Genomic DNA, 16643 nt, shown 5'->3' on the forward strand with positions numbered 1-16643 from the left:
AAAGATAAAAAGTCCCTTTCTATTTACTTAATTACGCAAATTTCTCTCATTATTTTTTATTTTACTTAATTTAATTGTATTCTCATTTTAAAACGAATGTATTTAAAAAAAACATAATAAAATCACTTTGCTTGTAGGATGTATCCCCTTCCATTACAATTAAATTAAATAGTGATTTCATGAGAAGGTGATGTGAAAATGGAAGCTAAAATCGAAGAATCCAAACAAAAAATCGATCAGTTGATACAAGAATTAGAAAAAGCGGTCATCGGTAAACGTTCCACTATCCAATTGATGATCGTTGCCCTGCTAGCAGGTGGTCATGTCTTGTTCGAAGATATTCCCGGTGTAGGTAAAACATTACTAGTCAAAGCACTAGCAAAGGCTGTGCAAGGAACCTTTAGCAGAGTCCAATGCACACCTGATCTTCTTCCTAGTGATATTTTGGGCTTTTCCGTCTATAACTCACAAACAAAAGAGTTTGAATTTCGTCCGGGGCCAATCTTTACAACGATCTTGTTAGCAGATGAAATCAATCGTACGACTCCCCGTACTCAGTCAGCACTTTTAGAAGCAATGGCAGAGAATCATGCAACGATCGACAACAATACATACCCCCTAGACAATCATTTTTTTGTCTTAGCTACACAAAATCCAATCGAGTATGAAGGAACATACCCTTTGCCGGAAGCACAGCTCGATCGTTTTTTATTCCGACTACAAATTGGTTATCCTTCTTTTGACGACGAACTTCTGCTACTTTTGGATAAATTCGAAAAAGTGTTGGATAATTTGAAGGTCGTCTTGAACAGTCATGAAATAGAAGAAATAAAAACAAGTGTGGCGAATGTCTTTGTCAGACCAGAAGTGGCATCTTATGCCTTGCAGTTAGTATCCGCAACAAGAACCCACTCTGCTATCCAGCTTGGTATCAGTCCACGAGGAAGCCTTGCCTTTATTCAAGCAGCAAAAGCCTATGCATTAATCCATGGGAGAAATTACGTCACGCCCAAAGATTTGCAAGATTTAGTTCCTTTCGTTTTTTCCCACCGCCTGATTTTTTACGATCGTTCATTGAAGGAAGACTAAAAGACACAAATGATCCATGACCTTGTTGCCCAAATCCCAATTCCCGTGAGGTAGATAATGGAAAAAGCCAAAGATTATTTCATTAATTTTGTGTTATTTCTGATATATTTCGTCATTGTCTTTTTTGCTCTTGTATTCAACAATTCTTTAGGGTGGTTCTTATTGGCTTTTTTTACTCTTTATGTATCATGGAGTGTGTTTTCATTAAGCACCTTTCTAAAGAAACTTTCTGTTACTTGCACAGTCCAGCCAGTCGTTTATCGTAAAAAAAGTATACAGGTTATTTTTTCTATAGCCAAAAAAGGAGCTTTTTCTTTCCCTCTCCCTCGTTTACAGATCGTCTTTCCAGAGATCTTTGCAGAAAAAAAACAAGAAATATTGATCCTTACAAATAAACCGCAAGAAGTCCAAGTACTTTGGCAACCAAAAGAGAGAGGGTTCCATGAAGCATTAACCGTCATTTTTACAGCCTATGATAGTCTAGGACTTTTTAGAAAAAGGACAAGAAGAGAGCTTTCTTTTCCTGTGACTGTTCTTCCTGCTTTTCATAAAACTCAAGCAGAAACATTGCAAAGAGTTCTGGAAAAAAAACAACAGCTGAACGCGTATCAAAAAGGTCTTGATTTTCGAGAACATCGCTCTTATCGCCCCGGCGATTCTTTTAACCGAATCGATTGGAAATTGTCTGCTCATAGTCAAGAGTGGTTATACCGCGAATACGAGTATCAAGAAGAATATTCTCCGCTTCTTTGCTTTTGGGGTTCACCTAGCTTGAAATTTGACCATCTGCTAGATTTGTATTTTTCTTTATGGCATCTGAGAAAAGAAAAGCAGCCGGAACTTCTGATATTAGGCGACCGTACCTTTCATGGCAAAGATCCTGGATATACCTATTTTGCTTCTTTGAACGCTGGCGATGAGAAAACTTTTTTGGCACACTTGAAAAAACAGGCAAAAAAACAAATCGTCCTCTTTATTCCTGAGCATTCTCCTGAAGTCTCAGAAGCTGTCGAAACATTGTCGAAAGATCGAACGGTCTATCTTGTTTATTTCGCAGAAAAACAAATCATGATACAAGAAAAAGACAAGGTATGTTCACTGTCAGGAGGTGAATGGATTGACGATTAAATGGGAAAAATACCTGCGTGGCGTTTACTCCTTTATGATGCTAAGTGTAGGTGCTCCGATATTTGTAGCAGCTAATCAATTGCAAAATAGCTATCCTCTTATCCTGACTATTGGTATCCTATGTCTTATTGTCTGCTGTATTCCTAAAAAATGGGTACGATTACTACTTTCTTTGCCAGTAATGATTGGCTGTTTGTTTACCTATTTTCCTTCAAAGACAATTTCTTTATTATGGGTCGTACAGTTTTTTTCGTCAGTTACAGAGGAATTCTTCCATCTATCCCAAGGTAAACTTCATTATTTACCAGAAAAGACAGCTTTTTTTCTCATATTGTTGTTGATCTATTTATTTATTACTTTGACCGTGGATTACGACTATTGGTATGCACCCTTTCTTGCATTGATGGGTTACTTCATGATGCTTACCGTTTTTCGGGAAAAAGAACTATTGTACGAAATGATTGCGGTAGTAGCTGTTTTATGCGTATATTTGGCAGCAAGGCAATTTTTCTCCCTCCGATTGTTGTCGGGAAACGCTCGATTCCAGTCGTTTACTACGATCCTGCTTATTTGTTTGTTCACTTTCAGCGCCATCTTGCCTTTATATCTCCCAAAAGTACACCAATCTCTTGAGGAAACGAGTGAACCGATCCGAGAATATCTTAATGATGAAGGGCTTTATGACAGACTCCATGAGTATCAATTAACCGGAAGTGCCAGAACGGGTTTCAGTGAAAATGATGAACAACTTGGTGGTCCATTGTATGATAATGGCGAAGTTGTTTTTACAGCGAACCAGAAAGTAAACGGCTATTGGAAGATAGAAAATAAGAATCATTACACCGGTTCTGGATGGGTAGAAGATCCGGATGCACCCATCCAACCAATCCAAGAATTTCCTGTTGATATCACAAGCTACCAAACAGTTATGGAAGAAAAAGAAAACATTACATTGACGCTAAAAAACCAAGCTTTCTTACCTTATCCTTATGGAAATACTACCTTGACTGATTTTTCATTAGCCAGTGGACAAACGCTTTACTATTTGCCTGAAAGCCAACGATTCATCCCTGTCCCGAATGAATCGACGCGATTGGCGTCCTTACAAACAGAAAGATTAGCTTTTACGAGAGAAGAATTAAAAAGCAGTTAGTTAGAGGCCGATGATTTAGAAAAACAACAGACAAATCTTCAGTTGCCGAAAGGGTTGCCTCAACGTATTGAGGACTTAGCGATCGAATTGACCAAAAATGAAGCAACTTTAATTCGTAAAGTTGAAGCTGTCGAACAGTATTTGAAAACAAGCGGGAATTTTCGCTATTCCAAAACGGATACCGGACATACGCCTAAAGAACGCGATTATGTAGATTATTTCCTCTTCGATTCAAAAGTCGGCTACTGTGACAACTTTTCAACTTCTATGGTCGTCCTTCTTCGCACACTAGGCATCCCAGCTCGGTGGACAAAAGGGTTTACGGATGGGATTAGAACAGGAACAGATGAGCAAGGAAATGAGGAATACAGCATTCTCAATAGTCATGCTCATTCTTGGCCAGAGGTGTACTTTCCCGAGTTTGGCTGGCTTCCATTTGAACCAACTCCTTCATTTGCCAATCCAACTGTTTCACAACCAGCCGCTGAAACAACAGAAACCGTCCAATCTGCTGAAGAACAGCCAAAAGAAAGCGAAAATATAGTAGAAACTATTTCCAGTGAGAAACCTGAGACTATTTCGTCAGATAACACGACACTCACACCGTCTTATAAAATCGTCTTATTCAGCCTTGGGGTGTGTTTATCCGTCTTGTTGTTCTTTCTATTGTTATTTAGAAAATCTCTGCGCTGGACAAGTTATCTTATCTATCTTCATTTTTTTGCTTCTACTAATGCGGTTGCGTATCAAAAACTTCTCCACCATTTGGAAACACTGGTACCGCGCACCCCCGCAGAATCTTTGCAGGCATACAGCCAACGAATAGAACAAACATTCAAGCTAGATCAACGTTTCATTCGATTAACTGCTCAATATGAAGCAGAAATATATGGGCGACAAGCAGATCCGGTAAAATTCGATAAAAAAACCTATTTAGAACTAACGCATATAATAAGAAAAACGGTATACAAAAAGGTTATGACAAAAGGGAGCAGCTTCAAAAAATAAGATAAAATTCCTAGAGAATCTACTTCTGGAATGCCGAGAACTAGCTGATTGAGCATCGATTATTCGTAAAAAAAGGTTGTGACACGTTTTTTGTCACAACCTTTTTTCATTATTATTTGATTTTCAATGTCAAAGCATTCAGCGCTACGACTACCGTACTTAACGACATCAAGACAGCACCAACTGCTGGACTTAATAGGATACCAATTGGTGCAAGTATTCCGGCCGCTAGTGGGATTGCGAGAATATTATACCCTGCTCCCCACCAGAGGTTCTGGATCATTTTCTTTCGCGTTTGCTTAGCTAAATCAAGGAAATGCAAAATATCTTTTGGATCGCTGTTTGTCAAGACGACATCCGCAGAATCGATTGCGATATCTGTTCCTGCACCTATTGCCATCCCAATAGAAGCACGGGCTAAACTTGGCGCATCATTAATCCCATCACCCACCATGATTACTTTTTTCCCTTGGTCAAGATATTTCTGGACAACAGCTTCTTTATCATCTGGTAATAAACCGCCGTAATATTCTTCGATTCCTAAATAATCTGCTACTGCTTGAGCAGCATTTTTATTGTCGCCAGTAAGCATGACTGGAGTGATTTTTCTTTCCTTCAATGTTCGGATAAACTCTTTTGCTTCTGTTTTTACTACATCACCTAAAGCAACGATTGCAGCTAGATGATTTTCTAAAATCAGGAAGCTAATGGTATTTCCTTGTTCTTGGTAAGGTTTCAATAATGCTTGTTCTACATTTAATCCGAGACGCTCAACTTCTTTTTCATTAACTATTTTCACTTGTTGGTTTTTGACTGTTGCCTCTAGCCCAACTCCTGAAAGATTTTTTAGATTTTCGGCTTGATAAGGCTTGATTTCATGTTCTTTCAAATAATTCATAATGCCAATAGCCAATGGATGATTGGCATTCGCTTCCAATGCTCCTAAATATTGAAGGATTTCATTTTTATTGAACGCATCATCAAGAACTTCGACACCCGTTACCGTAAATTTTCCTTCTGTCAGTGTCCCGGTTTTGTCCAGCATGATCACATCTAGATCATTGGCTTGCTCTAGTGCGTTACGGTTTTTCAAAAGCAATCCGTTTTTAGCGGCGATCGATGTGGAACGAGCAACAACTAATGGGATAGCTAAACCTAGAGCATGGGGACAGGCGATGATAAAGACAGTGACCATACGTTCCAATGCATTAGGAAGATCTGTCAAGAACAACCATGCGATAAATGCCAAGATACCGACAATTAAGGCAATATAAAACAGCCATTTTGCCACTTTATCTGATAATGACTCTAGCTTGGATTTTTCTCCTTGTGCTTTTCGCACCATTTCCATAACCTTCGCTAGATACCCATTTTCACCAGTTCCAGTTACTTCGATTTCGATCGTTCCATCCCCATTGATAGAACCGCCGATCACTTTATCATTGGCTCGCTTTTTGATTCCTTTTGATTCGCCAGTCACAGCTGATTCATCAACGATAGTTTCACCTTTCAAGATAACACCATCTGTTGGCATTTTGTCACCGGAACGGACGATCAAATGATCGCCTTCGGTTACTTCTTTTAGTGAGACTGTCTCTTCTTTTCCTTCTTTCGTCAAGCGTTTCACTGATTCTGGCAGTAATTCTGCTAGTTTTTGTAAAGCATTGCTGGCATTCGAAACAGCGTTCATTTCGATCCAGTGACCTAGCAACATAATGACGATCAATGTAGCTAATTCCCAGAAGAAATCCATGACGTGCGTATGAGGATTGATCAGATTCGCGATAAACGAATAGACACTATAAATATATGCAACTGTAATCCCCATCGCGATCAGCGTCATCATAGCAGGACTTTTTTGTTTCAATTCCATTTTTGCCCCGCTTAAAAATGGCTGTCCGCCATAGATAAACAGTATAGTTGCTAAGATCAGTACGAGCCAATCCGAACCAGGAAATGTTATCTGGAAGGGAAATTCCATTCCCATCATTGGTGAAAAAAGAATGATTGGGATAGCTAGGATAAGCGATAGCCAAAATTTTTGTTTGAAATTCCCCATGTGCATGGAATGATCCATACCGCCATGATCGTGATCCATGTGCATCGAATGGTCCATTTGTTTGCTGTCCGCTATATCTCCATGGTTATGTTCCATATGCATCGAATGGTCCATCTGGCTATGATCATGCTTCATCTGTTTTTCGTTTGAATGAGCACTTTCTTTGTTTCCTGCTTCTTTTTTATGCTCCTGTTTTTTCTCCATATCGTTCCCGTTCATTTTTACTCCATCCCTTCTCTTACTTTTTCATGTGCCGATTTAAGCTCAGGGAGTTCAACAATACACTGACGGAACTAAACGCCATCGCTCCTCCTGCAATGATTGGATTCAAAAAGCCTAATGCAGCAAAAGGAATGCCAATCGTATTATAGACAAAAGCCCAGAAAAGATTTTGTTTGATTTTTCTCAATGTCATTCTAGACAACTCGATTGTTTGAGCAATGGACGCCAAACTACTATTCATCAGCGTTACATCTGCTGTTTCCATCGCGATGTCCGTTCCACTTCCCATTGCCATACCAACATCAGCTAATGCGAGAGCTGGCGCATCATTGATTCCATCGCCTGCCATACCGACTTTTTTGCCATCTTTCTGCAGTTTTTCCACATAGGCTGCTTTATCCTCTGGAAGTACTTCGGCAAAGATGTGCATTGGATCAATCCCCACTTGTTTACCGATCGTTTCGGCTGCCAGTTTGTTGTCTCCTGTCAGCATAAAGACATCTAATCCTTTATCCTGTAACTGCTTGATTGCTTGTTTGGCTTCTTGTTTGATTTGATCTGCCACGGCAATCAGCCCGATCACTTGCTTTTCATCAGCTAAAAACATGACTGTTTTTCCCTGCTGTTCTAATTCTAACGCGTGTTCTTGGTATTTATCAAATGATAGGTTCAATTCAATTAATCGTTTACGTGTACCCGCAAAACAGCGTACTCCGTTAATCGTACCGCTGATTCCAGCACCTGGGTGAGCTGTAAAATCAATCATATCGTATGTTGCTGCTTCTTGCAGTTTTCCGTATTCCACGATTGCTTTACCTAGTGGATGTTCAGAAGCTTGTTCTAAAGTATAAAAAATAGATAGGACTTCTTTAGAACCGACTAGATCTGTAACTTTGGGCTTTCCTTCTGTAATCGTTCCAGTTTTATCCAAAACAATGCTGTCTAAGTGAGCAGCTGCTTCTAATGCTTCTCCGCCTTTAATTAAGATTCCGTTTCGTGCGCCAACACCCGTTCCTACCATGATAGCTGTTGGAGTCGCTAAACCTAATGCACATGGACACGCAATGACTAATACAGAGACGCTATGGATCAATGCAAGTTGCCAATCACCCGAGATCAAACCTGTCGCCACTAGTGTGATGAATGCAATGACTAAAACGATCGGAACAAAAATCCCTGAGATTCGATCCGCGATTTTTTGAATTGGTGCTTTGCTTCCTTGAGCGTCTTCCACCATTTGGATGATTTGAGCTAAAACTGTCTGCTTACCAACTTGTGTGACTGCCATGTGAAGCAGACCATTCGTATTGATTGTTCCGCCAAAGAGTGTGTCATCTGGATTCTTTTCTACAGGAAGACTTTCGCCAGTAAGCATACTTTCATCGATCGCACTACTTCCTGAAATGATTCGACCATCTGCTGGGATCTGCTCACCAGGACGGATGACTAGCTGATCGCCAACGACGACTTCTTCAATCGCTAACTTTTCTTCTTTACCGTTTCTTATTACTTGAGCTGTTTTTGTTTGAAGAGACATCAATTGTTTGATTGCATTACCTGTTTTCGTTTTTGCTGTATGTTCCAAATATTTGCCGAGCAAAATCAACGTGATGATCATACTGCTGCTTTCAAAATAAAGATCTTGGGGATGTCCACGGAAAAATCCGTTGTAAATGCTCAATGCAAAAGCAGCTGATGTTCCGATTGCTACTAGTACATCCATATTTGGTGCTTTCGTCTTGATTGCATGATACGCCCCTTTATAAAAACGAGCACCAACATAAAATTGGACAGGTGTAGACAGAACTAACTGAACGATTGGCAGATGAAAAAAGTGAACAATTGCCGCATGGCTCCCCAACATCATGGCAATCATTGACAGCATCAATGGCAAAGTCAAAATCGTACTCAATACAAGATCGAATAGCATTTTTTTCAAATATACTTGCTTTTCTTCCGCAATTTTTTGTTTATGGGCTTCATCGTACAAAATCGCACCATAGCCGATATTCTCTACGCTTTGGATTAATTTTTCAGTGGTCGTCCCTTCATATTTGACACTTGCTTTTTCAGTGGCCAAGTTGACTGTGGCATTGACAACACCAGGTTGTCCGTTCAGCTCTTTTTCGATCCTAGCAGAACAATTTGCACAAGTCATACCTGTAATGACGAATGTGTCCATTTTGGTTTCTGCTGCTGCCATCAAATCACCTCTGCTTTATATCCCAATCCATTGATTGCTTGACAGATCTTTTCGGATTGGACTTTTGTTTCATCAAACTTGACTGTACCGTTTGCTTTTTTCAAGTTCACTTTTACTTTCTGTACGCCGTCAAGTGCGCTTACCGCTTCTTCGACTCTTGCAGCACAATGATTGCAGCTCATACCTTCGATTGAAAATTGTTGTTTCATTTTTTCTTCCTCCTATTGATGTTGTTTACATTCACATTGACCTGGGATACAGTTGCATTCGATTGTTTCGACTGGTTGCTTTTGTTCTAATTGTTTCAAGATTTCATTGATATCTTCTTGAGTCAAAGTAGCTTCTTCTACTAGATCCGCAATCGTCTCTCCAATCCTTTTTGCACAGATATGGGAAAAAAGATTCTCCGTCGCACTACGAACTGTTTCCATCTCTGAGACAGTTGGATGATAAATGAATTTTTTTCCTTCTTGTTCTGTCCAGATCACTTCTTTTTTTACCAAACGTCCCAGCAAAGTTTTGATCGTTGCTGGTTTCCAATCCATCGAATCAGCTAAGATCTGCGTGATTTCTTGGGCAGTCGTCTGCCCAAGTGTCCAAATAACCCGCATGATCTCCCATTCTGAATCGCTGATTTTTACCGGCGTTTTGACTTTCTCCACTTATTTCACACCTTTCGTTTACAAATGTAATCAATAGCTTACGAATACAGATTACACTTGTAAACAAAAACTGTCAATTATTTTTGCTCTCTATTTTCAATTTAGTTAAAAATTCTTGTTTTTCCCCTCTTGTTTTAAGGATGATCAGTTTGTTTCGTGCATGATTTTCTTGGATCAGTTGCTGTATTTTCGGTTCATTGTTTTCTTCAAAATGCCAGATAAAAGATAAAAATTCTACGTATTCCCTGTTTAGTTTCTCTGTAAATGCTTCAGGCATATCTGGCCGTGATTTTTTGTTTATCTTTCTTTTTAGAGAACGCCAAACTACTCGGTAGATGGCGACATAACGCGGCACTTTAAGCCAAATGATTTTATCTGCTTCTTTGATTCTCTCTTCTAACGTAGAAGTATAATTTCCTTCAACGATCCATGACGGATTAGATACCATAAACGATTGCTGTTCTTGCAAAAACCACTTTTTTGCCTGAATACTGTAATCTGTTGTATGCCATAAAAGGTCTAGCGGCAGTAGCGGAAAGCCCGTGATTTCTTTGATCTTCCTTGCGAGGGTCGATTTTCCCGACCCACTTTGTCCAATCACGATGATCTTCATTTTCCTCCCTCACTTCTCTTTGGAATTTGGTTCGATCATACCATTTATAACGCCACAAAAAAACAAGAGTTGGCTCTACACGCCAACTCTTGCAAGAAGTAATTTTATTTTAAGACTGAACCACAGTTTCTGGCTCAGTGATTTCTTTATTTCTGTCTCGACGAGCGATGGCCGGCAAGATCATGCCTAATAAGATCAAGACGATTGGTGTGATGATATTCGTGAATAGCTGGAACCACCATGCTTTAGGATCCGCAGTATAATCTACTTTTGGCACCATTCCTAAGATACAGGCGAACGCAGTGAAGGCAAAGCACCAAGCACCGAAGATAAACCCGATTTTTGGATTTTTGACAAATTTATATTCAGAATTGAATTTCTTATAAGCTTTATTCAACATCATATACGCCAAGAACACCCATAGGTAACGCATTGGCATAACAACTGAGTTCAAGTTCGTCAACCATTTAACTAATTCATTCATATCTTTGATACCGAAGATTGGCAGCAAAATAATGATTCCTACTAGGATACCTGTCAAAAGATAGCCGTTTACTAATGTACCTTTATGACTACGTTTACGTAGCCAGTTTGGTACGAATTCTGGATCTGCATCTGCTAACAAGATTTTTAACGGTGCATCGATTGAAAAGGCTAATGCGGAGATTTGCCCGATCATATTTGTCAATGCGTAAATAATCATCAATGAGTTACCGATACCATAGTAATTACCTAAAATTTGAAAAGCACTGTATGCCCCATTTGCCATCAAGTCTTTAGGGATATTATCGCTAGCAAACAGCATGCCCATTGCGACTGAACCTAATACAGCACAAATCCCTACCATTGCTGCTAAGAAAATCATCCCTTTAGGAAATTCTTTTGCAGGGTTTCTTGTAGAGTTGACATAAGGGGATATTTTTTCCGCTCCTCCAACTGCAAACACTAACATAGAGACGGTTGTGAAATAACTGAAGTCAAAGGTTGGAATATATGTTTTCACTTGATTCATATGCGGTGTGGCAAATTCCATCGTTGGGTTGATGAACGGTGCCGTTACTGCTAAAAGAATAAATAAGATCGACATAACGAACATCGCTGTTCCGGCTAATCCGCCGATCACTTTCAACGTAGAAAGTCCTTTTGTTGATAAATATAAAAAGGCAAGAAATATAATAAGTGAAATAACTGCTACCATTTGGACTGACATCGTATTTACGATATTTCCATTTCCTTGGACCGCCCAACCCCCTGCAATCAGGATGGCTTGAGGTTTTTGTGCCAAATAAGGAATATGCACGACCCAGTAAGTCCAAGCAGCATAATATGCCAGCCGTTTATTGGATGTCGTATTTTCGACCCATGAACTGACGCCTCCTTTACTATCCTTGAAGGCTGATCCTAATTGTCCAACGATCAATGCGTATGGAATGAAATAAATGGCTAGAATCAATAGCCAAGAGGTGACAACTGATACTCCTTGCTGGGCATAGTTATTAACTACATTCCCCATGCCCCAAACCATGTTGAATGCAATTAACGCAACAGTGAACCAGCGTAATTGTTTATTGTTCATTCGTTCTCTCCTTTATAATAAAAATTTGTTAACCAAATGTAATCATATTCAATTTTTAACAAACTTACAAGACAGCGTTATTTTATGTGTGTATTCTTTTATTTAATACACATCATTTTTTCATATTTTTTCCATCAAAAAAAGGAGTTGTTTTCTTTCATTTCATTGATTTTATTGTATTTAAAGCAATTTTGAATTTTCTGCAAAATTAAAAACATCAGTTATTTTATAATCTTAGCCATTTTCTTTGTATTCTTTTATTAAGAAAAAGGTATAAAAAAAGAGGACGCTCATTCGTCCTCTCTACTGGTCAATATTTATTTTTTACATGTAAGCTTCGCATGGCATTCAAAACAGCTAGGACTGTTACCCCGACATCTGCAAATACTGCATCTCCCATTGTTGCAAAACCAAAAGCACCTAAGGCAAGTACCAACATTTTTATTCCAATAGCAAAAACAATGTTCTGCTTGACGATCTTCAATGTTTTCTTAGCTAACCGGATCGCATCTGCAATCTTCGATGGTTGATCGTTCATGATGACTACATCTGCTGCTTCAATTGCAGCATCGCTTCCTAACCCACCCATTGCGATCCCTACATCTGCTCTTGCTAGCACTGGTGCATCGTTGATTCCATCTCCGACAAAGGCGGTCTTTTTATTGCTTCTTTGTAAGATTTCCTCTAACCGCTGTACTTTATCTTCTGGGAGTAGTTCACTGTATATCTTGTCCACGCCAACTTGCTTCCCGATATGATCAGCGATTTTTTTCGAATCACCTGTCAACATGACTGTGTGCTTGACACCAGCCTGTTTTAGTTGAACCAATGCGTCTACGGCATCTTCTTTCAAGGTATCCGCAACGACAAGATAACCACTATAACTTTGGTCGATTGCTATATAAAGCAATGTACCGATTTCTTGACTTGAAGGAAAAGAGATCTCAAACCTTTCCATCAATTTGTGATTACCTACTAATATTTGTTTGCTGTCAACTTCAGCTAAGATCCCTTCACCTGCAAATTCTTGGATATTTGTTGCCGGTAAAAGCGGACCTTCGTAACCTTCTAAAACGGATTGCGCAATCGGATGTGTAGAAAACTGTTCTGCACTTGCAACATATTGCATAAATTTCTTTGGATCAATTCCTGTTGGATCGATCGTCTGGATCGAAAAGTCGCCTTTCGTTAATGTGCCAGTTTTATCGAATACCACTGTCTCAGTTTGTGCAAGCAATTCCAAATAATTTGAACCTTTTATTAATACACCAATTTTACTTGCTCCGCCGATCCCACCAAAGAAACTAAGTGGTACGGAAATCACTAATGCACATGGACATGAGATCACTAAAAATGTCAACGCCCGATAGATCCATTCAGAAAACGCCGCTCCAGAAACTATTGGAGGTAAAACAGCCAATAAGACGGCCAGCCCTACAACGACTGGTGTATAATATCGCGCGAATTTGGTAATGAAATTTTCAGCTGGTGCTTTTTTGCTGCTGGCATTTTCTACTAATTCTAATAATTTACTGATGGTAGAATTTTCATAGGATTTTTCTACTTGAACTAAAAATGGTTTATTTTTATTGATAAATCCACTTAATACTGTTTCCCCAACATATACAGATTTAGGAACGGATTCACCTGTAAGTGCGGATGTATCAACTAATGATTCTCCTTCGATAATCGTTCCATCTAACGGTACACGTTCACCAGGCTTAACAAGTACATACTGACCAATCTGCACATCTTCAGGATTCACGGTCATCAATCCTTCTGCTGTCTGTATGTGCGCTGTTTCTGGACGGATAGCCATCAATTCACGAATCGATTTTCTTGAATGATTGACTGCCAATCCTTGGAAATATTCGCCGATTTGATAAAATAGCATCACTGCTACGGCTTCTGGATATTCACCGATCAACATAGCGCCGATTGTAGCAACAGACATGAGGAAATTTTCATCAAAGATTTGTCCTTTGACGATATTCATCACCGCTTTTTTCACTACATCATATCCTATCAGCAGATAAATCAATAAATACCCTATCAAACGAATTGGTTCATTAAAATCAAATAATAGCAAGACAGCGATACCTGCAAGTGAAAATAAAATCCGGATCAGCGTGTTTCTCTCTTTTTCATTTCCATGTTCAGATACTTTTTCCTTGTCTATTTCTGTTACCTTGACATCTGGTTCTAATTCCCTCACTACTTTTTTCGTTTCCTGTTCAACCGTAGCTAATCGATCTTCCTCTACGTCAATCGTTAGTTTTCCAGAAGTGAAATTTACCGTTGCTTCCTTGACTCCATCGATTTGTTGGACTCCTTTTTCGATTTTCATCGCACAGTTCGCACAGTCTAAACCTTCTAATCTGTAACTTTTCATTTTAATGACCTCCTCGCTTTAACATATGAATATCTCTTCATAACTAATTATAAATGAATGGTTATTCATATGTCAAGGTATCTGAAAGAAAAAATGAGTTTTCAAAACATAAAAAGAACCAGATCAAACACGTGATAGTTGTGTTTCATCCAGTTCTCTCGTTCATAAAACATGTTTAGGACACTCTTTTAGAACATCCTGACTTATATAATCTCTGCACCAAATGGCATCAACGCCAATCGAGCAAGTTTGAAAGATTGCTTTGCAAATGGTATCCCTATAATCGTGATACATAGAAGGATGCCGCTGACGACATGTCCAAGAGCAATTGGGAGACCTGAAACGATCAGCCAGATGATGTTGACAATCAATGACATGCCGGACTGGTGGTAAATTACTTCTTTGCCAAAAGGCGCAAAAGAAAGGGAGGCGATTTTAAAACACTGCATACCGATAGGGATACCAATGATCGTGATACACCAAAGTACCCCTGCTGCTAACCAGCTAAGACCCCCAATTAGTCCGCCAAATATGAACCAGATGACATTTCCTAAACAACTCATTGTATTTCTCCTTTTATTACTGTTTTTAATTAGAACTGGACAAAAAACGATTTGATTTTTCGTTTTTTAGCTTCCAGCATCAAGTATTCCGCAAATCTTTTTTGGATTTCTTCCGTTTTTTCTTTTGTTACTAATGTGTGTTGGATTAGTTTTCCTGCTGGTCGCTGATCCACCCGTTCTTCTGGTTGCTGTTCATCTGCTTGCGCAAAACCGATGATCCGGTTTTCTTTTGTTACAGCAACGATCAATAGTTTATTCCTATCATGTAGTTCAGCTGCCGTTTTTACTTTTACGAATGATTCTGGATGATCAGTAATCAGCTGATTGATTTGAGGGAGATCTTCTTTTACTGCCCTTCGTATTTCCATCATTTCTCCCTTTTCTTTCGTTCATTTTTATTTCCACTAAAAAAATCAACTGCGGAAATCGCATCTATCCAACTTTGTGCAATAATCTCGTGTCCGCCAATCGTTGGATGCACGCCATCTTCTTTTGTATATTTCGAAAAACCATAAGCGATTCCTAAAGCATTGAATATCCCATCTAAAGGAATCAGCAATGTGCCATATTCTTTTGCGAGTTTACGAACGGTTTGGATCTTAGGGTCTAAGTCTTTGCGCCACCCATAACGATCATTTGTCACAGGAAGTACAAAAGGCTCCATTAAGACGATATTGCAGATTCCAGCTGCTTGAAGTTCATTTAGTAACTCTCGATAAACGGATTCAAATTGCTGCGCAGATTTCTCAGTGCCGAATATAGCTTGATCTCCAGTATTATGCCACGTATCATTGATCCCAATCAAAATCGATACATAATCAGGTTGCAGAGCTAAACAATCTTCTTGCCAGCGTGCTTGCAGATCTGCAATTTTGTCTCCTCCTATCCCACGATTTATACATTCAAATTCCATCGTTGGATATTGAGAGATTAGTTTCCCGGCAATCAAAAGCGGATACCCTTTACCTAGATCCGTTGCTTCTGAACGGTCTCTTCCTACGTCTGTAATGCTGTCACCAATAAATAACACGCGTGTTTTCATTTGTCAAAAACTCCTTTTTGAATAAAACGACGATTTTCTTCTTTATATTATCCCATAAGCTCTACCAAGACGAAAGAGAAAATAGATGTATAAAAAAAGACACCCGCCTAGTTTCTTCAAACGATTGGATGAATACTCAGCAAGTGCCTAGTTTTTTATGCTTTTTTCTTAACGTGCCGTATTTTTCTTGATTCCTTCGTTGTTTGATTCAGTGAAATCGATCAGACCTAAGTTTCCGTCAATCAGCCCACTGTCGCCCGTCAAACTCAAAATATGACGAGAAGCATCAAAACGTATATTCATATGCTCATCTAAGTCTGCCAACGAATATCCCTTTACTAATATCTCTCCTAGATTGCTTGGGATAGATTGGTCATAACTTTCTGTCGACATATCTGATCCGATGATTCCAAGGGTGAATTGAACTTGCATGTGGATCATTGCATGCTGAGAATACGGACCTACTCCATCTTCGAATGTTAATATTAGTTTGTTTCCAGGTGCTAGATACTGCTTTATTTCAGCAGCAGAAGCATCATCAAATCGAATTTCCATTTGAATCGCCTTCTTTGTATATGTTTGATTGATCGCGATTTCATTATAGAATCTTGTGAAGAAAATAGCAATTTCTTTTGCTTTCTTCTCTTGTCTGCTGGAAACTTCCTTTATCCCGTATTTTAAAAAAGAACTGAGAGAGTTCGCAGTTCTTTTTTAGAATAAACGGTGTTCAATCAGCTGACCCTCGATATTAGCTCAAAAAACGGTAAAATATGAGAAGCTATTTTTCCGTTTTGTTTCTCTAATACTCAGGTCAAGGCACTGATTTCACAACCTCTTCCTTAAACGGTGTTCAAAAGCCAGTTTCTCGGTATTAAGCTCCACCAATTCAAAAACATGAAAAGCTGTTTTTGCTTGGCTGTTCTTATTACTTGA

General features: G+C 39.1%; 13 protein-coding genes and 1 pseudogene. 3 read left to right on the forward strand and 11 right to left on the reverse strand.

Annotation, left to right across the window (positions count from 1 at the left end):
* Positions 1–198 precede the first annotated feature (198 nt).
* From HMPREF2961_RS05515 to HMPREF2961_RS05525, 3 genes and pseudogenes are all read left to right on the forward strand, one after another.
* Positions 199–1089, forward strand: a complete 891-nt coding sequence (locus HMPREF2961_RS05515; RefSeq protein ID WP_070704238.1) for an AAA family ATPase — start codon at positions 199–201, stop codon at positions 1087–1089.
* Between the two features lie 57 nt (positions 1090–1146).
* Positions 1147–2217, forward strand: a complete 1071-nt coding sequence (locus tag HMPREF2961_RS05520) for a DUF58 domain-containing protein (RefSeq protein ID WP_002316392.1) — start codon at positions 1147–1149, stop codon at positions 2215–2217.
* Positions 2207–4378, forward strand: a pseudogene (locus HMPREF2961_RS05525) (DUF4129 domain-containing transglutaminase family protein). The gene HMPREF2961_RS05520 and the pseudogene HMPREF2961_RS05525 overlap by 11 nt, the downstream one beginning before the upstream one ends.
* A gap of 112 nt (positions 4379–4490) precedes the next feature.
* On the opposite strand, the gene copB reads toward HMPREF2961_RS05525, so the two are convergent.
* From copB to HMPREF2961_RS05580, 11 genes are all read right to left on the reverse strand, one after another.
* A complete protein-coding gene (gene copB / locus HMPREF2961_RS05530; protein ID WP_002316394.1) occupies positions 4491–6656 on the reverse strand; it encodes a copper/silver-translocating P-type ATPase CopB in 2166 nt (721 codons plus the stop codon).
* 19 nt (positions 6657–6675) lie between these two features.
* On the reverse strand, positions 6676–8862 hold the full coding sequence (locus HMPREF2961_RS05535; protein WP_070704242.1) for a heavy metal translocating P-type ATPase: 2187 nt from the start codon (positions 8860–8862) through the stop codon (positions 6676–6678).
* Positions 8862–9071 carry a copper chaperone CopZ gene (copZ, locus tag HMPREF2961_RS05540; RefSeq protein ID WP_002308701.1) on the reverse strand — a complete coding sequence of 70 codons (210 nt, stop codon included), beginning with the start codon at positions 9069–9071 and terminating at the stop codon, positions 8862–8864. The genes HMPREF2961_RS05535 and copZ overlap by 1 nt, the downstream gene beginning before the upstream one ends.
* A 12-nt stretch (positions 9072–9083) precedes the next feature.
* Complete coding sequence (locus HMPREF2961_RS05545) at positions 9084–9524, reverse strand: CopY/TcrY family copper transport repressor (protein ID WP_002313549.1); 441 nt, start codon at positions 9522–9524, stop codon at positions 9084–9086.
* Between the two features lie 73 nt (positions 9525–9597).
* Positions 9598–10137, reverse strand: coding sequence for a P-loop NTPase family protein (locus HMPREF2961_RS05550; protein ID WP_070704245.1), 540 nt, complete (start codon positions 10135–10137; stop codon positions 9598–9600).
* Between the two features lie 109 nt (positions 10138–10246).
* Positions 10247–11713 carry an APC family permease gene (locus HMPREF2961_RS05555; RefSeq protein ID WP_070704248.1) on the reverse strand — a complete coding sequence of 489 codons (1467 nt, stop codon included), beginning with the start codon at positions 11711–11713 and terminating at the stop codon, positions 10247–10249.
* Positions 11714–12023: 310 nt separating this feature from the next.
* Entirely contained in the window at positions 12024–14105 is a 2082-nt protein-coding gene (locus tag HMPREF2961_RS05560) for a heavy metal translocating P-type ATPase (RefSeq protein WP_070704251.1), read from the reverse strand.
* Between the two features lie 203 nt (positions 14106–14308).
* A complete protein-coding gene (locus tag HMPREF2961_RS05565) occupies positions 14309–14668 on the reverse strand; it encodes a YccF domain-containing protein (RefSeq protein WP_002291778.1) in 360 nt (119 codons plus the stop codon).
* A gap of 29 nt (positions 14669–14697) precedes the next feature.
* Complete coding sequence (locus HMPREF2961_RS05570; protein ID WP_070704254.1) at positions 14698–15039, reverse strand: GNAT family N-acetyltransferase; 342 nt, start codon at positions 15037–15039, stop codon at positions 14698–14700.
* Positions 15036–15710 carry an SGNH/GDSL hydrolase family protein gene (locus HMPREF2961_RS05575; RefSeq protein WP_070704257.1) on the reverse strand — a complete coding sequence of 225 codons (675 nt, stop codon included), beginning with the start codon at positions 15708–15710 and terminating at the stop codon, positions 15036–15038. The genes HMPREF2961_RS05570 and HMPREF2961_RS05575 overlap by 4 nt, the downstream gene beginning before the upstream one ends.
* Before the next feature lie 168 nt (positions 15711–15878).
* Positions 15879–16265, reverse strand: coding sequence for an iron-sulfur cluster biosynthesis family protein (locus tag HMPREF2961_RS05580; protein WP_002328482.1), 387 nt, complete (start codon positions 16263–16265; stop codon positions 15879–15881).
* Positions 16266–16643: the final 378 nt, after the last annotated feature.

Source organism: Enterococcus sp. HMSC076E04 (genome assembly GCF_001814285.1).
Lineage (GTDB): Bacteria > Bacillota > Bacilli > Lactobacillales > Enterococcaceae > Enterococcus_B > Enterococcus_B lactis.